Below are 26,035 nucleotides of genomic sequence, written 5' to 3' on the forward strand. Positions count from 1 at the left end.
ACGGCCAGGATTGCTCTTTGGATTACAGTGTTTCGTCCAACGCGTTCAAAAGCTTGTCGACTTCAGCTTTCGACGTGTAGTGCACAAAGCTAAGTCGCAGCACGCCCTTGTCCAGATCAATTCCCATGGCCTGAAGCGGACGTGATCCGTAGAAATCTCCTCCGCCGGTCATGATGCCGTGTTGTGCCAGTTGAGCGGCGGCCTCTTCGCCGGGTCCGGCCAATTCCACCGCCACAGTGGGTGCTTTGTCGGCTGCATCGCGCGGACCGATGAGACGCACGGAATTCTTGTCGCCGAGGTAATCCAACAAAGGTTGCAACAGTTCGGTTTCATGGGTGCGCATCAATTTAAGCACACCGGCCGCGCGGTCTGTAGCTTCGCCTGTGATTCCGTGATGCGTGGCCAGCATATCATAGTAGTCCGCCATCCCCGCGCTCGCCGCCACTTGCGCATGGTCAGGCCCCGCTGGCGTGAACCGCTTGTACAGGCTGTTTACGTTGAACCAATGCCCCTGATTTGGCAACAGCTCTCCCAGCTCTCGGCGGATCACCATGATGCCCTGATGCGGCCCGTAGGTCTTGTAGGCCGAAAAGAGGTAAATGTCGGGGCCCATATCGCCCACATTCACAAATCCATGCGGCGCATAAGAGACGCCATCGACACAGACAAACGCGCCGGCTGCGTGCGCTGCTGAGGTGATCTCAACAATTGGGTTCACCGCACCGACGATGTTTGAACAATGCGGAAAACAGACCAGCCGCACGCTTTCATCCAGTAGGTTTTCAAGCGCTTCCAGTTCCAAAAGCCCTGTCTCGGGATTGATCTGCCATTCACGCACCTCGATGCCCGCATCGGCCAACCGCCGCCATGGCCCGGAATTGGCCTCGTGATCCTGATCCGTAACGATGATCGCATCACCGGGGCTCAGCCATTCACGAAAAGCCTGCACCAGAACATAGGTGTTCTGCGTGGTGGACGGCCCGAAGCTTAGCTCATCCGGGGCCACCCCGAGCATGGCCGAAAGACGCGCACGCGCCTCATCCATTTCTTCGCCCGCCAACCGGCTTGCCGCATACGGCGCGTAGGGCTGCACTTTGCGCTGTCGGTAATAGCGCTCCAACCGTTCAATCACGGGTCCACAGGTGTAAGACCCACCGGCATTTTCAAAGAACGCCTGGCCTTGAAGGCTTGGCTCGTCAAAGGCGGGAAACTGGGCCCGTACGAAGTCTGTATCGAGTTTCATGTGGCCATGAACACCAAACCAAAAGGTATGGTCAAGTCGCGATGATCATACGACCTATGCATTTCTTCAGCCTAAAAATGACACGGTAATGTATTCAATCGCATGCAAAAATTATGTTGGAAACGCGTCGGATTTAACCAGATTCACGACGCAATCAAGCAGGCCCCTCCACGGAATTCCGATCACGCTCACGCAAGAACTGCGCCGCGAGACGCGCAGAATACAAACAACGATGCCACGCAGGCGTGCATCACCGTGATACCAAACACAGGGACATATCAAATGAGTATCAAACCACCGTTCACGGACGTGGACATTAAAACGCAGGATGGAGGCTTTTACAAAGACAACAGCCTGCCTATCGCGCTGATTTCTAAATCAATTATGGTTGGCCTTGTGCTATGGGCTCTTGTCTTTCCAGCCAACGCAAACGGCACTTTGGGAAGCCTGAACAGTCAACTTCTTGAAGTGTTCAACCAGTTCTACATCATCATTGTGGGATGTTTTATCTTCTTTTTGCTGGCCGTCGCCCTCATGCCGAAAACTGGCGCACGCGTGATGGGACCACCCGGCGAAAAGCCCGAGTTTTCGAATTTCTCTTGGTTTTCCATGATGTTCGGCGCTGGTCTTGGCGTGGGTTTGATGGTCTTTGCTACGGCTGAACCGCTGAGCCTGTGGGGATCGAACCCTATCGTCGTCGCAGGAGAGGTTAAAGGCAACACAGAAGAAGCGATCCAGTCGGCCTATCGCTACACGTTTGCGCATTACGGCTTTCATGCCTGGGCCATCTACGTGGTGACCGGGCTGAGCCTCGCCTATTACGCCTACACACGCAACATGCCATTGACGATCCGCTCTGCGCTAACCCCGCTCTTTGGCTCTGCGCTAAACGGTTTTCTGGGTCACGTCGTTGATGTGCTGGGTGTTGTGGCCACGATCCTTGGCGTGTCTGTCACGATCGGATATGGCGTGAGCCAGTTCATCGACGGTGTCTATGCCATCACCGGCATGGATTGGATGATGAACATCGTCGAAGGCGAAGCCCCTGCACCGGGCAAAGTCGGTCTGATTGCGGGCTTGCTGATGATCATGGGGATGTCAATCATATCGGCTGTGTCAGGCGTTGGACGTGGGGTGAAATACCTCTCAAACCTCAATCTGGTCCTCTCGGTGATCTTGCTGCTCACCTTTGTGATCTTCGGCTCTTTCACATTTGCGATGTCGACTTATGGCTCAGCATTTGTTGACTACATCATCAACTTCTTCTCGATTAGTTTCTCCGCTTGGGGACCACAATCTGAAGCAGACTTTGCTGCGGCTATCCCAGAAGCGGCGCAACCGCTGGCCGGTGAGCTTTTTGCTGGGGCCACCAACGCCTGGAGCGCTTGGGGAGGGTCTGTAGGCTTTGACGTCTTTAAGTCAGGTCTTGAAGGAGCAACTGCAGAGCTGGACGACGCCACATTGGCGGCTGTCTATGAAGCGGGCAACCAAGGGCGTCAATTCGGCTGGCAGGCCGGATGGACCACGTTCTATTGGGCCTGGTGGATCGCGTTCTCGCCGTTTGTGGGCCTGTTCTTGGCGCGCATTTCCAAAGGCCGCACCGTGCGTGAATTCATCATCGGTTGCGTCATCGCACCGGCATTGGTCTGCTTTGCTTGGATGACCATCCTGGGTGGTACAGCGATTGACCTTGAGATGAGCGGTGCTGCGGAAGGCGCCATCGTTGGTGCATCTAACACGGCAAAGCTCTTTGTCACTTTGGGTCAAATGCTTGAGCCAGGCCTTCTTTCTGCACTGACGATCATGTGCGTTGTGCTGATCATGACCTTCCTAGTCACATCAGCGGACTCCGGCATCCTTGTGATGAACACCATCATGTCTGGTGGTAGCCAGGAAACAGGCATCAAGCACCGTATCATCTGGGGTCTGATCCTGACGGCGGTGATTGGCACGCTGATCATTGCCGCGGGCGAAAACAACCCGATGGACGCGCTCAGAAACGCAATGATCATCGGCGCGCTGCCCTTTACCATGGTGATGGGCCTGATGTGCGTGGCGCTGGCCAAGGCGCTTTATCGCGATGGCCTTCGTGAAAAGCATGGTGTGGCTGAGGCCAATCCGGCTGAGTAACCCAAGCCGTTAACACAAAAGAAACCGGCGCTGGCTCAGTGCAGCGCCGGTTTTTCTTTGTCTTGTTGGTGAAAACTGTGGGCCCAAAAGTAGAGAGGTCGGCCTGCTTTTCGCTGGCCGACCTCTGCCCCACCCAAGAGCTGGTTGTCGAATTCCGCTCTCGACACGATCTGCTATGCGACTAGAAGGGACCAACCTGCATCATGCGCGCTAACGGATCGTTAGGTATCTGAAAGGATAGATAGCATGATTCTCTGCGACTGCACGGTTTTGGTGAATTGTTCTCAAAAACCGGCAAATCCTCGCTCAAATTGCTTAATATTCGCGAATTTAAGGCCGTAAACAGCCAAAATCACCCGCCTTTGAGGGCTGAAAATTATTGATTTTAAAAGGGTTTTGCCAAATTTCCTGCGTTGTGTCGGTGCGGTCGCACGTGAAAGTCACGGTCAGGCCCGAAGAAAGCACATCTTTGCAAACCCTCTGGCATGGCTTATATTCCATTTGTCCTTCGGGACTATGGACATAAACGCGCTCGTAATAAGCGGATCGGACCCGGGGGCGGTACCCGGCGACTCCACCAAAATTCCTTCGTTTGGGGATCATGGGGTCGAAACAGGATCGACGAACGTCTAAAGGGGTTAGCTTTGTCCCGGTGAGTTACCACCGTTATCGGTACACCTAAGCTAGTTGCAAACGACAACAAAGCTCCGGTTGCTCTCGCTGCGTAAGCAGTGCGAAAAGCCGAAATCTAAGCCCTAGCCTCTAGCAAGGTTAGGCGGGGTTCGCAGGCACCTGGCAACAGAAGCCTGCACTTTCATTTTACCGCGAATTATGTGCCGGCGGGGTTTGCCACGGCTTTTGTCCGGCGGGGTGGAACCCCGCCCAAGGGCGCTTGACCGCCCTTCGCCTCTCAGCCATCATTGCACCAAGGGGCCATTCTGCGACTGCCCCGTGAGGCTTTGGCCCAAAGTCGCATCCACTGAAACGCGTTTGCTTGCGCAAAACGCTTGCACCAGAGGATGCTTTTGCAATGCCTGCACCGAATGCAATTACTGTTTCCCAACTCAACCGCCTGATTGGCACAGCTGACTGCCCGGATATCATTGATGTCTGTATCCAAGAGGATTTTGACCAAGACCCCTATCTTATCCCCGGATCGCGGCGGCATCCGCATACCGATATCACGGGAATGATCGAAACGCTGAGAACACCGCGCGCAATTGTCGTTTGCCAAAAGGGGCTGAAGCTCAGTCAGGGCGTTGCGGCGTGGCTGCGCAGTGAAGGTATCCAGGCAGAGTATCTGCAAGGGGGGATGTATAGTTGGCGCGAGACCAAGGACGCCTTGCGAGTGCCAGCAAGCGCCCTGCCCGAACCCACGGGTCACCAGACGCTCTGGGTCACGCGGCACCGGCCCAAGATTGACCGCATTGCCTGTCCCTGGCTTATTCGCCGATTCGTTGATCGGGGGGCGCGGTTTCTCTTTGTCTCGCCCGACGATGTTGAGGCGGTGGCTGAGAAGTTCAACGCCGTGCCTTTTGACATCGAAGGCGTGTTCTGGTCGCATCGTGGCGACGCATGCACTTTTGATGCCATGCTGGAGGAATTCAAACTGACCTCCCCGGCCCTGTCTCGCATGGCAGATGTCATTCGCGCCGCCGACACAAACAGAAACGCAGACCACCCCGCCGCCGCTGGCCTTCTGGCTGTGTCTGTTGGTCTCTCGCGCCAGTTTCGAGAGGATCACGCCCAGCTTGAGGCGGGCATGACGCTCTATGATGCCCTGTACCGCTGGGCACGAGATGGGTATGAGGAAACCCATGATTGGCCGAGCAGCCGGGGCGCATGATGCAGGTTTCCACTTCTGAGCTCATCCGCGTCTTTGGGCGCATCGGCGTCCTGTCCTTTGGCGGACCGGCGGCACAAATCTCGCTCATGCAAACCGAACTTGTGGACCGCCACAAATGGCTGACTGAAGACCAGTTTCTCAAAGCGCTGTCCTTTTGCATGCTCTTGCCGGGGCCGGAGGCGATGCAACTGGCCACCTATGCCGGATGGCGGTTGCGCGGGGTGCCGGGTGGTCTACTGGCCGGGCTGCTTTTCGTGTTGCCTGGCGCTTTGGTGATCACGGCTCTTGGTTTTGGTTACGCCTACTTTGGACAGGTTCCGCTCGTCCAAACCGCGTTCCTGGGCATCAAGGCCGCTGTTGTGGTCATCGTTTTTCAGGCGCTGTTCAAATTGGCGCGCCGCGCGCTTACCTCTGGCCTTTCCCGCGCGCTGGCCCTTGCGGCGTTTATCGCGATCTTCTTTCTGTCCGTGCCATTCCCAATCATCATCGCCTGCGCGGCTCTCATAGGTTGGGTCTTGTCTGAACCCGCCGCAGAACGAACCTCACATACGCCCGTAACGGAACGCCCAGAAACTCTCAGCACAGTTGCGATCTGGGGCACACTTTGGGCGGCCCCTATCGGGCTTCTTTGGCTCATCGAGGCCGATCTGCTACTCGAGATGGCGCTATTTTTCTCGAAACTGGCCATCGTGACCTTTGGCGGCGCCTATGCCGTGCTGGCCTACATGACGCAGGAGATCGTGCAATCCTATGGCTGGCTCACCACCGATCAGATGATCGACAGCCTGGGCCTGGCAGAAACCACGCCCGGCCCCCTGATCCTGGTCACACAGTTCACCGCTTTTCTGACCGGCTTTCAAACCGGCGGGCCGGGTCTGGCGCTGGCCGCAGCGGTCATAACGCTATGGGTCACGTTCATCCCATGCTTTCTTTGGATTTTCGTCGCGGCACCCTATGTGGAGGCCCTGCTTGCCCGCCCGCGGCTCAAAGGTGCGTTTGACGCCATTTCCGCCAGCGTGGCGGGGGTTATCCTGAACCTTGCCGTCTGGTTCACCTTGCATGTGCTCTTTGCGCAAGTGCCGCAAACGCGTTTCGGTCCTCTGCCCGAGATCGAAAGCTTGTTATGGGTCAATGCCGTTCTCATAGCCCTCGCCGCCTTGATCTTTCTCAAGTTGCGATGGCCCATGGTGCCCACGCTTCTCGCAATGGCCGCCCTAGCGGGCGTTTCACAGCCGATCTTCGGTCTCTGAGCCCTTTTGTTTTGCCGTAAATTCCCTATGCTGAGTCGTAATACGGCCTATGGGTGGTAAATGACGCGCTCCATCGACTACGGAAAACTGATGCATCGTGCGATGCGCAACCTGATCCAGGATGTGCTTTGCGATGTGCGTGACAATGGTCTGCCTGGCGCGCACCATTTCTTTATCACCTTTGAGACCACGCATCCTGAAACCAACATCGCCGATTGGTTGAAAGAACGATATCCCAGTGAAATGACTGTGGTGATGCAGCATTGGTTCGACAATCTGACAGTGACCGATGACGGCTTTTCCGTGACATTGAATTTCGGGGATCAACCGGAAAATCTGTATATTCCCTATGACGCGATCCAGACTTTTGTTGACCCGTCTGTGGAATTTGGTCTGCGGTTTGAGTCGCAGGAAGACGAGGACGAAGAAGACACAGCGTCCCAAACTGATAGCAGCGACGAAGAGGTCGCGGCCCCGGAGCCCGACACAGCCGTCGAAGCGGATGTGGTCAGCCTCGACAGTTTCCGCAAATAGCAAAATGTCCCGGATCGTGAACGTTGCGGGTGATTGAACTTCCTCACCGTTGCGGTAAGACAGGGCAAAGCAATTCCGACGGAGATCACCATCATGTCCAAGACGCGCACCGAATCCGATAGTTTCGGCCCTCTGGAGGTTCCCATCGAGAAATACTGGGGTGCGCAAACACAACGGTCCTTGATGAACTTTCCCATCGGATGGGAGACACAACCCGTCGCGATCGTCCGTGCGCTTGGGGTGATCAAACAGGCATGCGCGATGGCCAACAAAGCCTCTGGCGCATTAGACGCCAAGCTGGGGGATGCGATCATTCAGGCGGCCAGTGAAGTGGTGGATGGCAAGCTGGATGATCACTTCCCGCTGGTTGTCTGGCAAACCGGCTCTGGCACGCAATCCAACATGAATGCCAATGAGGTTATCGCCAACCGCGCGATTGAAATTTTGGGGGGCACTATCGGCGCCAAGGACCCCGTGCATCCCAATGATCACTGCAATATGGGGCAGTCTTCGAACGACACGTTTCCCACCGCGATGCATATCGCAACGGCGATGAGCGTGCGCGATGTGCTTTTGCCGGGGCTGCAGAAACTCCTCGCCGGGTTAGAGCAGAAATCCGAAGAATTCAAAGACATCATCAAGATCGGCCGCACCCATACACAGGATGCCACGCCGCTCACGCTGGGACAGGAGTTTTCTGGCTACGCGCATCAGATCCGGCAGGGCATTGCGCGTGTTGAGGCCTGCCTGCCAGGTATCTACGAACTAGCCCAGGGCGGCACGGCGGTAGGCACGGGTCTGAACACCACGCACGGCTGGGGCGAGACCGTGGCGGCCAATATGGCAGAGATCACCGGGCTTCCTTTTGTCACCGCGCCTAACAAGTTCGAAGCCTTGGCCGCGCATGACGCCATGGTGTTCATGTCTGGTGCTTTGGCCACCGTGGCGGGCAGCTGTTACAAAATTGCCAATGACATCCGGTTCCTCGGCTCTGGTCCACGGTCTGGTCTGGGCGAATTGATCCTGCCGGAAAATGAACCGGGCTCGTCCATCATGCCGGGCAAGGTCAACCCAACCCAAGCCGAGGCTCTGACGCAGGTGGCCGCGCATGTGATGGGCAATGATGCCGCAATGAAATTTGCCGGATCCCAAGGTCATTTTGAGTTGAACGTCTACAACCCGATGATGTCCTACAACCTGCTGCAGTCGATCCAGCTTTTGGGCGACGCCACTGACAGCTTTACGGAACGCATGCTGTTGGGCATTCAGGCCAATGAACCGCGCATCGACAAGCTGATGAAAGAAAGCCTGATGCTGGTCACGGCGTTGGCACCGACCATTGGGTATGACAACGCCACCAAGGTTGCCAAAACCGCGCATAAGAACGGCACGACGCTGAAGGAAGAGGCGATTGCGCTTGGCTTTGTTGATGAGGAAACCTTTGACCGCGTGGTGCGCCCTGAGGACATGATCGGCCCGAAAGACGCATGAGCAAACCCGTCAACCTGAACCAGTTTCGCAAGGCCAAGGCTCGCAAGGAAGGACGCGCTCAGGCGGATGAAAACGCGGTGAAGTTTGGACGCAGCAAAGTCGATAAAGAGCTGGAACGCAGGCGATCTCAAAAAGCGCATGAGACGCTGGATCAGCATCGGCGCGACGAATGAGCGGACGGCCTGTTAAACACTCGCTCAGTTTGCGTGGCCACCGCACCAGCGTGTCTTTGGAAGATGAGTTCTGGCAGGCTTTTCGGGACATTGCGGCTGAGCGCGGACAACCGATCAACGCTCTCGCTGCTGAAATAGACGCCGCTCGCGGGGTTGAGATGGGACTGGCCTCGGCCATCCGGGTGTTCGTGCTGCGCCACTATCGCGGTTAACTGCGCTTTAACCTGCCCCACGCGTTTTGAACGCATGTCACATCTACATCTCATGCTGCCTGCTGACATCTGGATGCAAAAAATCTTCGACGCCAAGGCCGCACGCGAAGGCGGCGTGGTCCGGCGCAGCACGCGGGATGTGGAGCGCATTGTCGGACGCAGCCGTTTCTTGAACGAAGTGCAGCGCCGCGGGTATCACGCCGTAGAGAACTCCGGTCAGATTGTCATCTTCTGCAACAATGACCGCGTTCAGGTTCTTTGCTGACCCAAAAGCCTTCTGAAGGCTTTTGGAAAATCCTTTCTGAAAGGATTTCCGCGTCAACCGCGTGGCGTCACCTTCAACCAAATTCCGTCCTTGCCTCGGACCGTCAGATGCGCCACCGGCATAGCAGGCCGCTCTGGCACAAGGTCAAACCGATAGGCGCGCACCAGAAGTGCCAGCAAAAGCACACCTTCGATCATCGCAAACCCTGCCCCCGTGCACACGCGTTGCCCAGCCGAGAACGGCATATACGCCTCGCGCAGACAGCTTTTGCCGTTCTCGCTGTCAAACCGTGCGGGGTCAAACTCATCCGGCCGCTCCCAAAGCCGTTCATGGCGGTGTAGGTGCCAGGGGCTTAGCACGATCTGACTGCCCTTGCGCACATCGCGGTCGCGAAACCGCTCTGGGCAAGCCGCCTCGCGCACCATCATCGGCACGGGTGGGTAAAGCCGCAGGGTTTCGCGGAACACATCTCGGGTGATCTTCAGCCGTGCAATGTCGGAAAACCCAATTTCACCATTTCCCGCCTCTTCCGCCACGCGGTCCTGCCATTCGGGGAACATCGCCAAAAGATAAAGCGCCCAGGCCAGAGCAGACGCGCTCGTCTCGTGCCCGGCCAGAAAGAAAATAGCCACCTGATCGACCATTTCCTCAGTCTCAAACCGCTGCCCCGTTACGGGATCAACTGTCGTCATGATTTTGGTCGCCAGATCATCCGGCGCGATGCCCTCCTTGATCTCGGCCATGCGCCGTTCGGTTAACTGCGTGATGAGCGACCTGATATGTCGCGCCGTATAGCGCGTTTCGCGGCGGTGAGGGCGTGGCAGCCACTTGGGCAATGGCAAGAGAGCGGCCAGATTGACCACCGGTTGCGTGCGTTGATGGGCGCGAAACGCCTCAAACACTTGAGTGGCCAGATCATCCTCAATGGGCAGCGAAAACAGCGTGCGAAAAATTACATCGGCCGCCGCATGGCTGGTCTGTGCCTCGATTTCCAGGGGCGAGCCATCCGCCATGTCTGCCAAACGCGTCACTGCCCCCTGTCCTGCGGCCAGCATCGCCGGAAACGTGTCGCGCAACCGCCCGCCTTCAAACGCGGGGTCGATAATCCGCCGCTGCCGCTTCCATGTCTCGCCGTTGGTGACAAACACCGAATTGCCCAGCAAAGGCGCCAGCCCCTCGCGAATACGGTCCGACTTAGGGAAGTCATCGGGGCGCTCTTTCAGCACCAGATTCACGAGATCAGGTTGATTGCACAGGTATGATCGAAAGAACGGCGTGCGGAATTCGGCCATCCAAGCGCGGTAGAGCCTCGCAGGCTGTGCCGAGAGCAGATCTTGCTTGAATAAACGCATGTAGCGCCAGAGCGACACGCGTCCCTCTCGCGATGGTGGTTTGGGGGGCAAGGTCATACAGCCACGCTCGTGTAGCGCGAAGCTGGTGTTTCAATGCGACTTGGCGATGGCTGTCGGTCTGCAAACCTTGCACCTAAACTGTGCGGCCCGGCGGTGATCTGGAAATAGTCGTAGTCGCCGGGACGGTCAAAAGCGCAGAGATACTGAAAATGCAGCCGGAAAAACCGCCAGCGTAGCGCGCGCCAGCGCTCGGGACTCAGCGTTTGCGTGAACGCAGCGGAGATTACCAAGGGCCAGCGTTTGCCATCGGGTGCTACGCCCGACACACTGACCGGATCGCAAAGGGCAAAGGCGCAGCCGTCTCCGGGTGCTGTCACGTCGACCCAGCTTAGTTCCTTCCGCTTGCTGAGAAAGGCCAGATCGGCCCGTAATCGATGCGCCTCGGGCAAAAAAGACACCATTGGCACCACCTGCCCCAATGTCAGAAATGACAGGGCCGGGCCGGTTTCCGGAACGCCTTTGGTGCGCACCACATCGGCCAGAATGGACACCCCCAAATGCGCACCCGAGGAATGACCCACCACAAGCACCTCATCAACATCACTTTTCAAAGCTTTGACGACCTCTTCCACGAACTCCGCCATCCGCGCCTCAAGCTCCGGCGGATTGGCCCCACTGGATTGCGCCGAATAGGCGTAGTCCAGCATCAGATAATAGGCAAAGAATTTGCCATCCTGCGCTTTGAACCATTTCAAGATGCCGACAAAGACCACAACACCTGCGATGCCTGAGGCCGCGTCCCCAAACTGTCCTAACCACGGAACCAGATAGGCTTTGCCCAACCAGATCGTGGCAGCACCAGCGATAACAGACAAGATGAGCTGCACCAGAAGAAACCCAACGGGATAAAGTGCGGCAATCACCGGCCCCTTGCGCAGTCGCATGAGCCGAAAGAGAGCGCCAGAGGCAATATATATCCAAGCCGTCCGCAGTAGCACGAAATAGGTCCCTCCAATCCCGCGCTCCATGCTGTCTTGCACAATGTCGGACCATGTCAGAACGGTGAAATCGGTTTCGACCGTCTGACCTTCAATTGTAGCATCGATATGCCAGCCATAGCGCGCTGCCCCTTCGGTTTGGGGTTTTAGCGCGATATAGTATCCAGACACCTCTGCCTGCGCCGCACTTTCCTTGCGATACAGCTCACGGTACCGCCGGGGCGGAAACGGGTCATACCCAGGAATGTAGAACACGCGGCGCGTGCGGATTTGCGGGGTGGGTTGACTGCTCATTCCGGACCTCTGTTGCGAGGCAGGTTAGCGCAACTTGTGCATCAGCGGTAGGGTTTAGCCGACGTAAGCTAATGCAGGGAAAACTTCGAGCAACCAATAGGAAAACGCCGAAAAACCACCGGTGAGCATCAAAAGACCGATGGTCCAGAGCAAGAGCCCCATGATTTTCTCAATTTGCTCCATATGGCGCTTCATCCAGGACATCAGCCCACCCAGCTTCGGCAAGAAAATCGCGAACAGCAGGAAAGGCACGCCAAGGCCAATGGCATAGACACCCAAAAGGAAGGTGCCGCGTGTCACGGAGGCCTCAGAGGCGGCCAAAGACAGGATCGCGCCCAGCTGCGGCCCGATGCACGGGGTCCAGCCAAATGCAAAGGCGAGACCCAAAATATAGGCCCCGGAAGACGATCCGCCCTGATCCCCCACATCAAGGCGTGCCTCGCGGTCGAGGATCTTGATACGGTAGATACCGATGAAATGCGCCCCGAAACCCATTACAATAATGCCAGCCAAGACGTTGAAATAGCTTTGATATTGCAAAAAGGCACGGCCTGCAGCGGATGCCGCGAAGCCAAGGAACAAAAAGACCGTTGAAAGCCCCAGAACAAAGAAAAGCGCCGGGACAACTGCTTTGTTCCGCGCTTGGGACTGCTCATTCAGATCCGTCACCGACACGCCGCTCATATAGGCCAGATAAGGTGGCACGATGGGCAATACGCAAGGGCTGAGGAAGGAAAATACCCCCGCCACCAAAGCGACCATCATGGCGGGCAACAGAGCCGCGTCTATGATTTCGATCCCGAACATGGTCCCTACCTAGTAGAATTCCCTTGTAACGTCACCCGGCTAAAAGTCACATCTCTGTGGACAGGTCGTGACCAAGGACATAAGTGCACATTATGAGTTCGGAAGCGACAATAGATGCCCGAGGGCTGTTATGTCCTTTGCCTGTGCTGAAACTGCGCAAGCGTATCAAATCGTTGAATATTGGCGACACGGCCTGCCTTTTGGCGGATGATCCGGCGGCGGTTGTCGATGTGCCGCATTTCTGTGCCGAAGCAGGCCACGAATTGGTTGAGATCACCGAGGCACAGGGCCATCAGGCCTATCTCGTGCGCAAAGCGGTCTAATATTGCGCCTAAATGCAAAAACAGCGCCTCAAAGAGACGCTGTTTTCAACTCTATGGCCGTCCGGGACTAGCCGACTGACCACCACCCCTTGCGCTTGGGCTTGGCACTTTCTTCTGCTGCAACAGGCTCCGGGGCTGTCTCAGCCACTGGTTCTGGGGCTGGCTCAGCCTTAGGCTTGCGCGTGCGGGTGCGTTTCTTGGGCGCTTCCGGCTCCGGTTCAGCCTCTGTCGCATCTTGTACTTCAGTCGCCTCAGCCTCGGCATCCGCCTTCTTCTTGCGCGTGCGTGGCTTGCGCTTGGGCTTTTCGGGTTCCGCGTCAGGCTCCGCTTTGGCTTCTTCTACCTCTGGTTTTGCCTCCTCAGACGCAGGCGCGCTTTCGGTGTCTTCGCTGTCTTTCTTCTTGCGAGACCGGGATCGCGGCTTGCGCTTGGGCTTTTCCTCGGGCTGCGCATCGGTTTCGGCGTCAGGCGGAGTTTCAGGCGCAGAGGCCTCACCGCCCTCTTCGGCCTGGTCCTCGGAATTTTCACCATTCTCTTCGGTGGTATTCGCGTCTTCACCCTGGTTGTTGTTCTTGTTGCGCGAACGGCGGCGGCGACGGCGACGGCGCTTCTTGGGGCGCTCTTCTGCATCAGGATCCGTCTCTACGGACTCGACAGGAGTCTCTTCTTCCTCTTCGGGAATATCCAGATCATCAAGCAGCGCGCTGCCTGCCGACACAACCGTCTCGGCGGCTTTCACCACCCGTGTTGCGGTTTTAAACTTCTCGAGGCTGAAATCGGGGCTGATCAATGCAGGATCACCCTCAATGCGAACCGAAAGACCATAGGCCGCCTCGATATGCGCCACGCGTTCGCGTTTCTGGTTCATCAGGAAGTTGGCAATCCCCACCGGGCACTTCACCAACACCTCGCGAGAGCGTTTGCGGGTGGCCTCTTCTTCAATCTGGCGCAGGATGCTGAGGGCAAGGTTGTCATCCGACCGGATCAACCCTGTGCCATGACAGGACGGGCATGGCTGCGTCGTCGCCTCAATCATACCGGGGCGCAGGCGCTGACGGCTCATCTCCATGAGGCCAAAGCCGGAAATCCGCCCCACCTGAATGCGTGCGCGGTCGGTCTTGAGCCGGTCCTTCATGCGCTTTTCAACAGCGGAGTTGTTCTTGCGCTCATCCATGTCGATGAAGTCGATCACGATAAGGCCCGCAAGGTCACGCAGACGCAGCTGACGCGCCACCTCTTCAGCGGCTTCCAGGTTGGTCTTGAGCGCGGTCTCCTCGATCGAGCCTTCCTTCGTGGCCCGGCCCGAGTTCACATCGATGGCGACAAGTGCCTCAGTCACGCCGATCACGATATAACCGCCGGACTTAAGCTGCACCGTGGGATTGAACATGGCCGCCAGGTAGCTCTCGACCTGATAGCGCGCGAAGAGCGGCAGCGCCTCGTTGTAGTGTTTCACATTCTTGGCATGGGACGGCATGATCATCTTCATGAAGTCCTTGGCGATGCGATAGCCGCGCTCGCCTTCCACGTGGACCTCGTCGATATCACGGTTGTAAAGATCACGGATGGACCGCTTGATCAGGTCGCCTTCCTCGTAGATCTTCGCAGGTGCGATAGACTTCAGCGTCAGCTCGCGAATTTGCTCCCAAAGCCGCTGGAGGTACTCGTAGTCCCGCTTGATCTCGGCCTTGGTTCGCTTGGCCCCTGCCGTGCGCACAATCAGGCCCGCACCTTGCGGCACGTCGATTTCGTTGGCGATTTCCTTGAGCTTCTTGCGATCCGCGGCATTGGTGATCTTGCGGCTGATTCCACCGCCACGCGCGGTGTTAGGCATGAGAACGCAATACCGGCCAGCGAGCGAAAGATAGGTCGTGAGTGCAGCACCCTTGTTGCCGCGCTCTTCCTTAACAACCTGCACCAGAAGGATCTGGCGCACATTGATCACTTCCTGGATCTTATAGCGACGTGGGCGGGGTTTGCGCGGCGGACGGATGTCGTCCTGGTCATCTTCATCTGCCACTGACTCGATGGATTCGTCCTTTGAAGACGCATCCGAGCGCTTCTTGGACTTGTCTTCGTCGTCTGAGTCGTCGCCCACGGTGTCCGAGGTCTCATCACCCTTGGATACGTCGTCTTCTACATCGTCAGGCTGGGTCTCCGCGGCCTCTTCCTGAGCATCTTCAGGTTCTTCAACGGGCGTCTCTGCGACGGTCTCCATTGGAGACAGCCCTTCCTCGCTGTCGCTGTCGGCCTCTGCGCCTTCGCCGTCTTCTAGGTCTATGGTCTCCATGCCAGAGACTTCACCTGTCACAACCGCATCGTCAGCCTCGGTCTTAGCCGCCTTTGATCGACGGCGGCGCGTGCGTTTGGGCTTTTTCTCTTCTTCCTCGTCGCGCGCCTTCATCGCTTCGGCATAGGCGCGCTCTTCTTCGATGAGCGCTTCGCGATCTGCGACCGGGATCTGATAGTAATCGGGATGAATTTCCGTAAAGGCGAGGAACCCATGGCGATTGCCGCCATAGTCCACAAACGCCGCCTGAAGCGACGGCTCGACCCGTGTTACTTTTGCAAGGTAGATGTTGCCAGCAAGCTGGCGTTTGTTCTCGGACTCAAAGTCAAATTCCTCAACCTTGTTTCCATCCACCACCACGACGCGGGTTTCCTCCGCGTGGGTGGCGTCGATAAGCATTTTCTTAGCCATTTTAATCCGTTGCACGCCCCGCGCGCGCCTAACCCTGGGGGAGGTAAAGCGCGTCGGTCGTGTCTGTTCAATGCGAAATAGGACGCACGGCGGGGCCGATTTCCTCGGCCACAGCTGGGAGACATCTGTGTGCTCACGCGCGTCATCGCGGTTCTTCTCCAGGGCATCGACCTCGGCCTCTGCCCCCGTTTATGTGCCGCGTCACCGCATCATATGTGGGTGCGCTGGCGTCTCATGGCCTCTTCCGAGACCCAATCGGTTGCTTCAACGCCTCAAGGGGCTTGAAACAGCGAAACTCACCGACCCGCTTTCGGGCCGTATGTCTAGTTAAGGTGTGGAATGGGGGAATGACAATGGGAAATCGTGTTTTGGCGGGAGAAAGGTGGTTTGAAATGGGTGCGCAGGAGCACTGCACCCGGCCACAATGTATGGTAGATTGGGTGTCTTTGGGTTTCGCGGAAGCGGTAGGGTTCAAGATGGGATACCTGATTTTCACGCCGCATATTGAGAAGGTCGGCTTTGAGTTCTTAGCCTCCGACTTGGTCATCGGCCCAAAGGCATGGAATCGAGGGCCGCAGGCCCGCCGCTGGCACGGCTCAAGTTCAATGTACGCCGTGTCCGCTTAATCGACCTTTAAGCTCCAAAGAATGCTAATTTTCCCTACGGAAACTATCAGATGACCGCTTTGAGCCCACCCTACCGTTTGTGGTCTACTGCGAATTGCACTTCGTAGGCAGCTTCGCAAAGTTCGAACTTGTTGACCGCCGTGTGCAAAGAACGCGCAGCCGATAAGAAGCGTGCCGCCATAAATAGAGCTTCAGAGTCCTCTGAGTTGCCCGCTTCTTCGGCGTCAAAGTAGCGACTATCGAGCGCATCTATCTGCTCTTGCGAAACACTATTGGATTGAATTTCAAAGCTTTCTGGAAGAAGGCGCACAACCTTTTCTGGCAAAGTCACTAACTCATCCGACAATATGGATATGACTCTCTCTTTGGCGTCAGCCAACGCGGCAGATTTGAGTTCCGCCGCAAGTTTCGGGTCCAGTGTTTCTAGGCGCGATTGCATTGGCGAAGTATATTGGCTGGTTACTGCAAGTGAAGGGCGAATGGCAGCAAAGTCCGCTTAGCCGCCGTTCAACCTAGATTTGACCTACAAAATCTATCGGATGACAGGTTAGAGCCCAATCCAAATACCAGAAAACACGCCTATGGTATGATTGCATGGTGAAGAAATTCCGTGAGCAAGATGCCCACTCTACGCTTGCTTTTGAGCTGGCTCAATGAAGTGCAGTGCGCCCCCATGAACACTAAATTGCAATCCATTTCTGCGGGTATTGAGAATATACGGGATTTCAAAACTGAGGTCCGTATATTTTAGTTGGATCGCAATCTTGACCCAGTGCGTGAAATCGACACCAAAAAAGAAACTATCCAAAAAATTGGATTGCTACCAGGCAAGTGTTTCTTGTGAACGTTCTTCCAATTCATATCCGAGTTCACCTCGCAACTTCGCCATTTCTTCTGAGTTTAGGTCAACTTCACCGTCCGAAATGTGGGACACTCTTTTCAGTGTGCCAACCGGAAGTATGTCAATCAGGTTGTTAACATCTTTCAGCAGGCCTTCTTTCCAATCAGATTTCAGCCCTTCAAAATTAACTACTTCGTCCATAATATACCCGTACACAACCTCCGAACGCGGAAACTTATCCAAAACATCTTTAAGACGTCCTGATTCCAATGCTTCGTGAAACAAGTACTCTGGAGAATCGATCTTCTGAAAGTCTTCGATGTTTGAGATTCCAAGAACTTGCTTGATAGCATCGCTCATTGCTGCGGTCTTTCAGGTAGCAAATCTCTGTCTATTTTCCAACGATCTACCAAACCATCAGTCCTAGTCAAACCGTTCTCGTTCCATTTACATTCGGTACCACATCAATGAACCTGAGCAACGTCCACTTTGTCCGCCTAGCCGACATTCTCGATCACCTGAACATCGTAAGTTGCCCACGCGTCTTATGCTGCGACATCAAAGATAATCCGACCGCTGCAACCCATACTTTGCCATTTTCTCATTCAGCGTCCGGCGTGGCAGGCAGAGCTCGTCCATAACGGACGCGATCGAGCCTTTGTGGCGGCGCATGGTGTTGTCGATGAGCATCCGTTCAAACGCCTCAACATACTCCTTGAGCGGCTTGCCTTCTGTGGTCATCACCGGCTGCATATCCTGGTGATCGGACATTAAAAGCGAGGCGATGGTGCCGGAGCCACGGCGCGATTGCAGCACGGCGCGTTCGGCGATGTTTATGAGCTGGCGCACATTGCCGGGCCACGGGGCCTGTAAAAGCTGGGCCGCCTCCTGTGCGCTTACCTGCGGAGTTTCACAGCCATAGTCATCGGCAAAGGACTCACTAAAGCGCGTAAAGAGTGTCAGAATATCTTCGCCCCGCTGGCGCAGCGGCGGCACGGTGATCCGCAGGGATGCCAGGCGGTAAAACAGATCCGAGCGCAGCGCGTCTTCGCAGGTGCGATCCTGCTCCTGCATGTTAGAAATGGCCACGACACGGGTTTCCGGCGGCGTGCCCTCATCGTTGATGAAGGTCAAAAGCCGCGCCTGCGCCGTCTCTGAAAGCGTCTCTACATCCTCAAGAACCAGCGTCCCACCCCGCGCCTCTTCCACAGCAGGCAGTTGCGCATCATCAGGCTGCATCGGACCAAAAAGCCGCTTCATCAAGGCGTCTTCTTCAAAGGCCGAGCAGGACACCAGGACAAACTTTTTGCCAGCCCGCGAGCCTACAGCGTGCAGCGCATGCGCCACGAGCGTCTTGCCCGTACCGGTTTCCCCTTCGATCAGCACATGACCATCGGCCTGCCCCAAATCAAGAATGTCCTCTTTCAGGCGTTCCATCACCGGCGAGGCACCAATGAGTTTCTTGATAAGTTGCCCGCCATCGGACAGCTCACGCCGCAACGCGCGACTATCGAGCACCATGCGCCGCGAGCTTGTGGCTTTCTTGGCCAGCTCGTTCATCCGGTCCGGGTTGAACGGTTTTTCCAGGAAATCAAATGCGCCGATGCGCATGGCCTCGACCGCCATGGGCACATCGCCATGCCCGGTGATCATGATCACAGGCAGCGCGCTATCCGTGCCCATCAGCTTTTTGAGAAACTGCATCCCGTCCATGCCGGGCATGCGAATGTCGGTCACAACGATACCCGGATAGTCCGGTCCTAACACCTTGAGCGCCTCTTCGGCTGATGGGAATGCCTCAGTGTCATACCCTGAGAGCGCCAGCCACTGGCTGATGGACTGACGCATGTCTTTTTCGTCATCGACGATGGCGATTTTCATGGCACTTGGCATGTCACCTACTCCGCTGCTCGGGTCTCATCTGGCAAGATTGGCAACTGCATTTCGAACACAGCGCCCCCTGTTTCTGCATTTCTGGCCGTCAATCGGCCTCCAAGGTCGTTGACGATGCCAGAAGAAATGGCAAGCCCCAACCCCACACCGTCACCGGGCTCTTTTGTGGTGTAGAAGGGTTCAAACAGGTTCTCAATGTTGACGATCCCGGATCCGTTGTCGCGCACGGTGAGCACGGCGGTCTCTCCTGCGGCCAGCAAAATCTCAATACGTGGCTCGTCATTCGATTTGGTTGCATCCAGCGCGTTGCGCAACAGGTTGATGATCACTTGTTCGATGCGCACGCGGTTGCCCATCACCCAGACGGATTCTGACGGCAAGGTTCGGGTAATGTCGACACGGCCCTGTCGCAGTTGTGGCTCCATCAGCGCCAGCGAGGAATGTACAGCATCGCCCATATTTACTGGCGATATGTCTTCTCCATCCTGGCGCGCGTAGGACTTCAGCTGTTTGGTTATCACGCCCATACGCTCGATCAGGTCATCGATCCGCTGGAACGAAGAGAGTGCTTCATCCGGACGGTTGCGATTGAGCAAAAGACGTGCCCCAGCGAGGTAGGTTTTCATCGCGGCAAGCGGTTGATTAAGTTCGTGACTGACCGCTGCTGACATCTCTCCCAGCACCGCCAGTTTTGAGCTTTGCTGCAGGGTTTGCTCGGCCACGGCGAGGTTCTCCTGCACCCTTTGGCGCTCGGCAATTTCTCGCTGCAGCCTTGCGTTCAATGCGCGAAGCTCTGCCGACTCCCGCTGGAACAAGCTCATCCGCGCCGCGGTTTTTCGGTTTAGGAAATAGAAGGCCAGCGCGAGAAGAATCGCGAACACCATGATCTCGAGCGCCAGAACACCGTTCACCCGATCCCGGATGCTGGCAAATGTCGTAAAGGACGTGATCCGCCAGCCGCGAAAGGCCACCCTGCCCTGCACCCGCATCACCGCTTCACCGGCCAGATAGGCATCCGGCGGCAAGGCCGAGGACCAGTCAGTGGTGGCCTGCAATGCACGCAGAATGGCGGAATTGGCGGGTTGTTGTGCCAAGGCATCTTCTTCAGTCAAACCTCGCCATCGCGGCTCTGTCGCAAGAATAATCTGTCCATTGCTGTCCGTGACCAGAATGGCATCTGAAATCCCGGCCCAGGCCAGTTCAAACTTTCGCAGGTCGACCTCAACCACGATCATGCCCACCAAAGTCCCGTTGCTGGTGATCCGTCGGGAATAAACAAACCCAAAGCCACCAGCCTCGTCCTGAATCACCGTGAAAATGTTGTCTGCAGACCGCAACGTGTCGACGAAATAAGGCTCTCCCTTTTTGTTTTCACCAATCTGTGCGCGATCCGTTGCTGCAACAACACGGCCGTCCTTGTCCAGCATGGTGAGAGAGGCCGCGCCGATTTCTTCATTGAAGGCGATGAGCCGCTGTGAAGACTGCGTATAGTTGGCGGTATCCAACGCGGCGATCAACGCTGGGTCACGGGCCAAAAGCTGTGGCACAATCGCGTTCTGACGCAGCTCGGACAACAGGTTGCCGCTGTAAAGTGCAAGGCGCAGTTCCGCTCTGTTGCGGGTATTTTCCGTAAAACGGTCCGTCAGTAGCCTGTTGGTGACGAAAACCACCGAGATCGCAATCGCTGTTAACAGCAACAACGCCAGCCGCGCGCGCCAGCCAATGGTTCTGGCTTGATGCTCTGGGTCCGACGAACGTAACTTGATCATGTGCCTATGCTAAACTGCGCAGTGATGGGTCTCAAGCGTGGGTTTATGCATCCGCCAGTTGCCCGACAAGGCTGGCGAAAAGCGTCGCACCTTCGGTGTTTCCGTGGGTGGGCTCGGCCATACGCTCCGGGTGGGGCATCATCCCTAGCACCCGCCGGTTTTCGGACAGCACACCTGCAATATCCTGCTGAGAGCCATTTGGATTTTCGACATAACGAAATGCGACACGCTCTTCTTCGTTGAGTGCCTTGAGTGTATCGCTGTCGGCAAAGTAATTGCCATCATGATGCGCGATCGGAATCGTGATCGTGGTGCCAGCATTATAGCCAGATGTGAACGCGGAATTAGATGTTTCCACTTTCAGATCAAGGGCTTTGCAGACGTACTTCAGGCCTGAGTTTCGCAGCAACACTCCGGGCAGCATTCCGGTTTCCGTCAAAACCTGAAATCCGTTGCAAATGCCCAAGGCATAGCCACCTCGATCCGCATGCGCCTTGACCGATTGGCAGATCGGCGAATTGGCTGCAATCGCCCCGCAGCGCAGGTAGTCGCCAAAGGAAAACCCCCGGAATGCCCACCACGTCCACGCCGTTGGGCAGGTCGGTATCCTTGTGCCAGACCATCGTGACCTTGGCACCGGCCTTCTCAAACGCGACCTTCATGTCACGGTCACAGTTGGACCCGGGAAAGACAACAACAGCCGCATGCATCAGGCGATCTCCACCGAATAGGATTCGATGACCGTGTTGGCCAGAAGCTTTTCACACATCGCTGTGACGGTTTGCTCTGCCTTCGCTGCATCAGTTTCATTGAGATCAAGCTCGATCACCTTGCCCTGCCGAACGCCTTCGACCCCGTCAAATCCTAGCTGACCAAGCGCATGGCGCACCGCCTCGCCCTGCGGATCCAGAACCCCGTTTTTCAGCATGACATGTACGCGTGCTTTCATCTGCTCTTGCCCCTGTTAGTTGATCAGCGTCGGTTTGGTCATTGGCGTGGCACCCTTGGGCATAACGCCCAGACGTTTGGCCACTTCGGTATAGGCATCCGTCAGACTGCCCAGATCGCGGCGGAAGACGTCTTTGTCGAGCTTTTCGCCCGTCTCGATATCCCACAAACGGCAGCTGTCGGGCGAGATTTCATCGGCCACAATGAGGCGCATGAAATCCCCGTCATAGATGCGGCCAATCTCGATTTTGAAATCTACCAGACGGATACCGACCCCATACATGACACCCGAGAGGAAATCATTCACCCGCAAAGCCAGTGAAAGGATGTCTTCCATATCCTGCTGGCTGGCCCAGCCAAAGGCGGCGATATGCTCTTCGGTCACCAATGGATCGCCGAGGTTGTCATCCTTGAGGCAATACTCCACCACCGGCCGTGGCAGTTGCGTGCCTTCATCCATGCCCAGACGCTGCGCCATGGTTCCGGCGGCGTAGTTGCGCACGATCACTTCCAGCGGCACGATTTCACAGGTGCGCACCAGTTGCTCGCGCATGTTGATGCGTTTGATGAAGTGGTTTGGAATGCCCACGTTCGTGAGGCCATTCATAAAATACTCGCTCAGCATGTTGTTGAGCACGCCTTTGCCTTCGATGACGTCCTTTTTCTGAGCGTTAAAGGCTGTGGCATCATCTTTGAAATACTGCACAATCGTGCCGGGCTCAGGCCCTTCAAAGAGTGTCTTTGCCTTGCCTTCGTAGATTTTCTTGCGCCGCGCCATGGGCTCTCTTTCTGAAAGGGCCGCGCGCGGGTTGGCGCGGCATATGGCGCTCTCATAGTGCATGGCGCGAAATGGGGCAAGAACGGCTTTAGCCCTTGCACGTTTGGGGCCTTGCAGCCATATCTTTAGCAATAGCACCACATGGCGCTGTGCTTAAAACGGAGAGCATGATGAGCACCTTTGACGACCGCGAAAACGCCTTTGAAAACAAATATGCCCACGACGCCGAGATGCAGTTCAAGGTCGAGGCCCGCCGCAACAAGCTTGTTGGTCTGTGGGCGGCCGAGTTGATGGGCAAATCTGGCGAAGAGGCCCAGGCCTATGCCAAAGAGGTGGTTCTGTCTGATTTTGAGGAGGCCGGTTATGAGGATGTCGTGCGCAAAGTGGCCGGTGACCTGGGGGATTTGGCCGATGCGGACACCGTGCGTGCCAAAATTGAGGAAATGATCCCTGTCGCCCAGGACCAGATTATGAGCGAAATCTGATCCTCGCTACCATTACAAATTGAAGGCGCGCCACGTCTGGTCGCGCCTTTTTTCATGCGCATTTTAAACGTTAAGCGCTCTGAAAGCCCTGGCATGGCACCTATTCCGCGTTGAAGTTTCATCCGTTGGGAGGTTGCATGTTCACATTGGCCTGGGGCAAAACACCCGCAACTGTATGCCTGCGCCATGTGATGCCCTTTTTCATCGGCGCGTTGTGCCTTTGGATCGTGCAAGACCAACTCACACCGGATAGCCTCACGGGCTTGGGGGCGGCTCTGTCAAACCTGACGTTCAAACAGTGGGCCGTCGCCGGATTGGCAACCACGGCAAGCTTTTGGGCCTTGGGTCGCTACGATGTCATCCTGCACCAGCATCTTCGCACAGATTGCCGCCCCCGCCACGCCTGCGCCAGCGGTGTCGCCGCCATTGCCATCGGTCAAACCATCGGGCTAGGGGTTCTGAGCGGAGCCTTGGTGCGCTGGCGGCTGGTGCCGGACCTGTCGCTGGTTCAGGCCACAAAAATCGCCACGGGTGTGGCGGTCAGTTTTCTGTCCGGTTTGGTGCTGTGCCTTGGCTTGATGGGGGTGTTGTTCCCATCAGATGTCCTGTCTTTTCATCAAGGTTTGTTTTGTCTAATTTTTTTTTGTAACATTGGGTTACTGTGTTTTCTTTATCCAAAAATCAGACTTGGACGCTCCATTTTCCGGGGCCCAAGCCTGCGAATGCTCGGGGGTATTGCCGGTCTTGCCCTGATCGATACTTTTTGTGCTGGGGTGGCTCTGTGGTGTCTCATGCCATCTGGCACTGAGCTGCCGCTTGTTGCGCTTATGCCTGCCTATATGTTGGCACTTGGCGCGGCTCTGTTGAGCGGCACGCCCGGCGGTGTGGGGCCGTTTGAGCTTGTGCTGCTGGCGGCTCTTCCTGGCATTCCTCAGGCAGAGGTTCTCTGCGGTATCGTTGCGTTTCGTCTGATCTACTATGCATTACCCTTCGGCTTGGCCGCGTGCATGCTGTTGCGCCCGTTTACGCAATCTGGACATTCGGAAATTTGTCGACGTGACGTGCACGAACGCGACCTCAAAAAAGCACCCCGCGCCGAAATTGGCCTGTGCCGACAAGCGGACGCTGGTGTGATCGCATCGCGTCATGTCAGCCTGCCGGTGTTGCGCCCGGGGCAAAGCCTGTGTCTGCTGTTCGCAGCGCTTGGCGGAGCCACCGAAGCAGCGCTTGCAACATTGAAAAAGCAAGCGCACCGGGAAATGCTTTTTCCTTTGGTTTACAAGGCCGATGGCCGCATGGCGGCTGTAGCAACAAAGTCTGGATGGCGGGCGTTGCATGTGGCGGATGATTTGGTGCTCAAACCGTCAGAGTTTCAGACCGAGGGTCGCGCGTTTCGACAGTTGCGGCGCAAACTACGTCAGGCAGAGCAAGCAGGTCTCTCAATCGAGCGCGGTACCGCCCTGCCGTGGAAAGAGCTGGCACAAGTCGACGCGGATTGGCAGGCGCGTCAAGGTCGGGCGCGCGGTATGACGATGGGGCAGTTTTGTCCCGAATACCTTAGTCATCAAGGTGTTTTTCTTGCACGTCTCAAGGGCCGTGTCGTGGCCTTTGCCAGCTTTCACATCAGTACGGATGAGTGGTGTCTGGACCTGATGCGGGCCAATGCGCCGGTCCCGGATGGTACCATGCATGCGCTGATCACCGCTGCTATTGACGCGGCCGATGAGGCTGGTGTGCCGCAATTTTGTCTTGCCGCATTGCCACCAGAGCGGGGTCCGATCGCGTGGTTGGCAGCCAAATCGGGATATTCCACCGGCTTGTCCCAGTTCAAAAAAAGCTTCAATCCTAAACGCTCACCGCGCTATGCGCTGGCCCCAAGCTGGGGTCTGCTTGCACTTGGTCTGGGTGATCTGTTGCGTGCGGTCCGCCGCCCCAATCGCAATCTGTCTCACAATCATCATGAAAATAATGAATTTGCGCGCGCGCGAGGTGTGTGAGACATCCCGTGGCATCACAACGAAAGCGACATCATGACCAACGCCCTGAGTGCGATGCTGACCGAGCGGGACTGGATCCTTACCGATGGTGCCACTGGCACCAACCTGTTCAATATGGGGCTCAGCTCGGGCGACGCGCCGGAGATGTGGAATGTTGAGCACCCCGAGCGGATCGACAAACTTTATAAATTGGCGGTGGATGCGGGATCAGACCTGTTCCTCACCAACTCCTTTGGCGGCAACGCCGCGCGCCTGAAGCTGCACAGCGCGGAAAAGCGCGCGCGTGAGCTTTCGCGTATCTCCGCCGAAATCGGCCGTGAGGTTGTTGATCGTCAAGACCGCAAAGTTGTGGTCGCAGGCTCGGTTGGCCCCACCGGTGAAATCATGGCCCCCATGGGCAGCCTCACGCACGAGCTTGCTGTGGAGATTTTTCATGAACAGGCGGATGGGCTGAAAGAGGGCGGCGCAGATGTGCTCTGGCTCGAAACCATCTCAGCGCCTGAGGAATACAAAGCCGCCGCCGAGGCATTTGCTCTGGCGGACATCCCCTGGTGCGGCACGATGAGTTTTGACACCGCCGGACGCACCATGATGGGGCTGACATCGACCGACATGGCCAAACTGGTGGAAAAATTGCCAAACGCCCCTTTGGCCTATGGTGCGAATTGCGGTGTCGGCGCGTCTGACCTTTTGCGTACGGTCCTTGGGTTTGCCGCACATGGAACCGACCGGCCCGTGATCGCGAAAGGCAATGCGGGCATCCCTAAATATGTTGATGGTCACATCCACTATGACGGCACACCTGAATTGATGGCTGAATACGCGGTTCTTGCTCGCGATGCCGGTGCGACGATCATTGGGGGGTGTTGCGGCACCCAAGCCGAACATCTGGCATTGATGCGCGACGCCCTTGAAAGCCGCCCACGTGGTGAACGGCCCACGCTAGAAGCGATTGCCGAAGCGATCGGCCCGTTTTCCTCTGCTGTGGACGGCACCGAAGAGGGCGCAGGCGCCCCTGAGAGAGACCGGCGCAGACGCCGCAGACGCGCCTAAGGAAGTCCTGCTGAGGTGAACCAAAC

The 26,035-nt window shown here is 56.6% G+C and carries 23 protein-coding genes, 1 other RNA gene and 1 pseudogene; 13 read left to right on the top strand and 12 right to left on the bottom strand.

The window, feature by feature from the left end; genetic code table 11:
* Positions 1-22 precede the first annotated feature (22 nt).
* Entirely contained in the window at positions 23-1,243 is a 1,221-nt protein-coding gene (locus tag RZS32_RS17065) for an aminotransferase class V-fold PLP-dependent enzyme (RefSeq protein ID WP_317054757.1), read from the bottom strand.
* A gap of 282 nt (positions 1,244-1,525) precedes the next feature.
* Here RZS32_RS17065 and RZS32_RS17070 point away from each other — a divergent pair, with 282 nt between their 5' ends.
* From RZS32_RS17070 to RZS32_RS17110, 9 genes are all read left to right on the top strand, one after another.
* Positions 1,526-3,373, top strand: a complete 1,848-nt coding sequence (locus RZS32_RS17070; protein ID WP_317054758.1) for a BCCT family transporter — start codon at positions 1,526-1,528, stop codon at positions 3,371-3,373.
* Positions 3,374-3,837: 464 nt separating this feature from the next.
* Positions 3,838-4,186: a transfer-messenger RNA gene (ssrA, locus tag RZS32_RS17075) on the top strand.
* A gap of 217 nt (positions 4,187-4,403) precedes the next feature.
* On the top strand, positions 4,404-5,219 hold the full coding sequence (locus RZS32_RS17080; protein WP_317054759.1) for a sulfurtransferase/chromate resistance protein: 816 nt from the start codon (positions 4,404-4,406) through the stop codon (positions 5,217-5,219).
* A complete protein-coding gene (chrA, locus tag RZS32_RS17085; protein WP_317057815.1) occupies positions 5,216-6,469 on the top strand; it encodes a chromate efflux transporter in 1,254 nt (417 codons plus the stop codon). The genes RZS32_RS17080 and chrA overlap by 4 nt, the downstream gene beginning before the upstream one ends.
* A gap of 60 nt (positions 6,470-6,529) precedes the next feature.
* Complete coding sequence (locus tag RZS32_RS17090; protein WP_339106735.1) at positions 6,530-7,003, top strand: SspB family protein; 474 nt, start codon at positions 6,530-6,532, stop codon at positions 7,001-7,003.
* Positions 7,004-7,096: 93 nt separating this feature from the next.
* Positions 7,097-8,494 carry a class II fumarate hydratase gene (fumC, locus tag RZS32_RS17095; protein ID WP_317054761.1) on the top strand — a complete coding sequence of 466 codons (1,398 nt, stop codon included), beginning with the start codon at positions 7,097-7,099 and terminating at the stop codon, positions 8,492-8,494.
* Positions 8,491-8,667, top strand: a complete 177-nt coding sequence (locus RZS32_RS17100; RefSeq protein WP_317054762.1) for a DUF4169 family protein — start codon at positions 8,491-8,493, stop codon at positions 8,665-8,667. Before fumC ends, RZS32_RS17100 begins: the two co-directional genes overlap by 4 nt.
* Positions 8,664-8,879 carry a ribbon-helix-helix domain-containing protein gene (locus tag RZS32_RS17105; RefSeq protein ID WP_317054763.1) on the top strand — a complete coding sequence of 72 codons (216 nt, stop codon included), beginning with the start codon at positions 8,664-8,666 and terminating at the stop codon, positions 8,877-8,879. Before RZS32_RS17100 ends, RZS32_RS17105 begins: the two co-directional genes overlap by 4 nt.
* A 34-nt stretch (positions 8,880-8,913) precedes the next feature.
* Positions 8,914-9,144, top strand: coding sequence for an N-(5'-phosphoribosyl)anthranilate isomerase (locus tag RZS32_RS17110; protein ID WP_317054764.1), 231 nt, complete (start codon positions 8,914-8,916; stop codon positions 9,142-9,144).
* Positions 9,145-9,197: 53 nt separating this feature from the next.
* Here RZS32_RS17110 and RZS32_RS17115 read toward each other — a convergent pair whose 3' ends face one another.
* From RZS32_RS17115 to RZS32_RS17125, 3 genes are read right to left on the bottom strand one after another with little or no spacing between them, the layout of a single operon-like run.
* A complete protein-coding gene (locus RZS32_RS17115; protein WP_317054765.1) occupies positions 9,198-10,553 on the bottom strand; it encodes a cytochrome P450 in 1,356 nt (451 codons plus the stop codon).
* Positions 10,550-11,788, bottom strand: a complete 1,239-nt coding sequence (locus tag RZS32_RS17120) for a hypothetical protein (RefSeq protein WP_317054766.1) — start codon at positions 11,786-11,788, stop codon at positions 10,550-10,552. Before RZS32_RS17120 ends, RZS32_RS17115 begins: the two co-directional genes overlap by 4 nt.
* A 54-nt stretch (positions 11,789-11,842) precedes the next feature.
* Positions 11,843-12,595, bottom strand: coding sequence for a cytochrome c biogenesis CcdA family protein (locus tag RZS32_RS17125; RefSeq protein WP_317054767.1), 753 nt, complete (start codon positions 12,593-12,595; stop codon positions 11,843-11,845).
* 92 nt (positions 12,596-12,687) lie between these two features.
* Here RZS32_RS17125 and RZS32_RS17130 point away from each other — a divergent pair, with 92 nt between their 5' ends.
* Entirely contained in the window at positions 12,688-12,918 is a 231-nt protein-coding gene (locus RZS32_RS17130; protein WP_317054768.1) for a sulfurtransferase TusA family protein, read from the top strand.
* A 67-nt stretch (positions 12,919-12,985) separates the two neighbouring features.
* On the opposite strand, the gene RZS32_RS17135 is transcribed toward RZS32_RS17130, so the two are convergent.
* The 8 genes and pseudogenes from RZS32_RS17135 to purC form a co-directional block, all read right to left on the bottom strand.
* On the bottom strand, positions 12,986-15,619 hold the full coding sequence (locus RZS32_RS17135; protein ID WP_317054769.1) for an Rne/Rng family ribonuclease: 2,634 nt from the start codon (positions 15,617-15,619) through the stop codon (positions 12,986-12,988).
* Positions 15,620-16,315: 696 nt separating this feature from the next.
* Positions 16,316-16,684, bottom strand: coding sequence for a hypothetical protein (locus RZS32_RS17140; protein WP_317054770.1), 369 nt, complete (start codon positions 16,682-16,684; stop codon positions 16,316-16,318).
* A gap of 381 nt (positions 16,685-17,065) precedes the next feature.
* Positions 17,066-17,446 carry a hypothetical protein gene (locus RZS32_RS17145; RefSeq protein ID WP_317054771.1) on the bottom strand — a complete coding sequence of 127 codons (381 nt, stop codon included), beginning with the start codon at positions 17,444-17,446 and terminating at the stop codon, positions 17,066-17,068.
* Positions 17,447-17,644: 198 nt separating this feature from the next.
* The gene (locus RZS32_RS17150) at positions 17,645-18,979 is read right to left on the bottom strand and encodes a sigma-54-dependent transcriptional regulator (RefSeq protein WP_317054772.1); all 1,335 of its coding nucleotides are present in this window, start codon (positions 18,977-18,979) and stop codon (positions 17,645-17,647) included.
* Positions 18,980-18,984: 5 nt separating this feature from the next.
* Positions 18,985-20,748, bottom strand: a complete 1,764-nt coding sequence (locus RZS32_RS17155) for a sensor histidine kinase (RefSeq protein WP_317054773.1) — start codon at positions 20,746-20,748, stop codon at positions 18,985-18,987.
* Positions 20,749-20,791: 43 nt separating this feature from the next.
* Positions 20,792-21,458 (bottom strand): annotated as a pseudogene (purQ, locus tag RZS32_RS17160) (phosphoribosylformylglycinamidine synthase subunit PurQ).
* On the bottom strand, positions 21,458-21,697 hold the full coding sequence (gene purS, locus RZS32_RS17165; RefSeq protein ID WP_317054774.1) for a phosphoribosylformylglycinamidine synthase subunit PurS: 240 nt from the start codon (positions 21,695-21,697) through the stop codon (positions 21,458-21,460). The pseudogene purQ and the gene purS overlap by 1 nt, the downstream one beginning before the upstream one ends.
* Positions 21,698-21,712: 15 nt before the next feature.
* Positions 21,713-22,474, bottom strand: a complete 762-nt coding sequence (gene purC / locus RZS32_RS17170; RefSeq protein WP_317057816.1) for a phosphoribosylaminoimidazolesuccinocarboxamide synthase — start codon at positions 22,472-22,474, stop codon at positions 21,713-21,715.
* A 170-nt stretch (positions 22,475-22,644) separates the two neighbouring features.
* On the opposite strand from purC, the gene RZS32_RS17175 reads away from it, so the two are divergent.
* The 3 genes from RZS32_RS17175 (at position 22,645) to bmt (ending at position 26,009) form a co-directional block, all read left to right on the top strand.
* Complete coding sequence (locus RZS32_RS17175) at positions 22,645-22,959, top strand: DUF1476 domain-containing protein (RefSeq protein WP_317054775.1); 315 nt, start codon at positions 22,645-22,647, stop codon at positions 22,957-22,959.
* Between the two features lie 137 nt (positions 22,960-23,096).
* Positions 23,097-24,956, top strand: a complete 1,860-nt coding sequence (locus RZS32_RS17180) for a phosphatidylglycerol lysyltransferase domain-containing protein (RefSeq protein WP_317054776.1) — start codon at positions 23,097-23,099, stop codon at positions 24,954-24,956.
* Positions 24,957-24,989: 33 nt separating this feature from the next.
* On the top strand, positions 24,990-26,009 hold the full coding sequence (gene bmt / locus RZS32_RS17185; RefSeq protein WP_317054777.1) for a betaine--homocysteine S-methyltransferase: 1,020 nt from the start codon (positions 24,990-24,992) through the stop codon (positions 26,007-26,009).
* Positions 26,010-26,035 lie beyond the last annotated feature (26 nt).

This window comes from Roseovarius sp. W115 (genome assembly GCF_032842945.2).
Taxonomy (GTDB): domain Bacteria; phylum Pseudomonadota; class Alphaproteobacteria; order Rhodobacterales; family Rhodobacteraceae; genus Roseovarius; species Roseovarius rhodophyticola.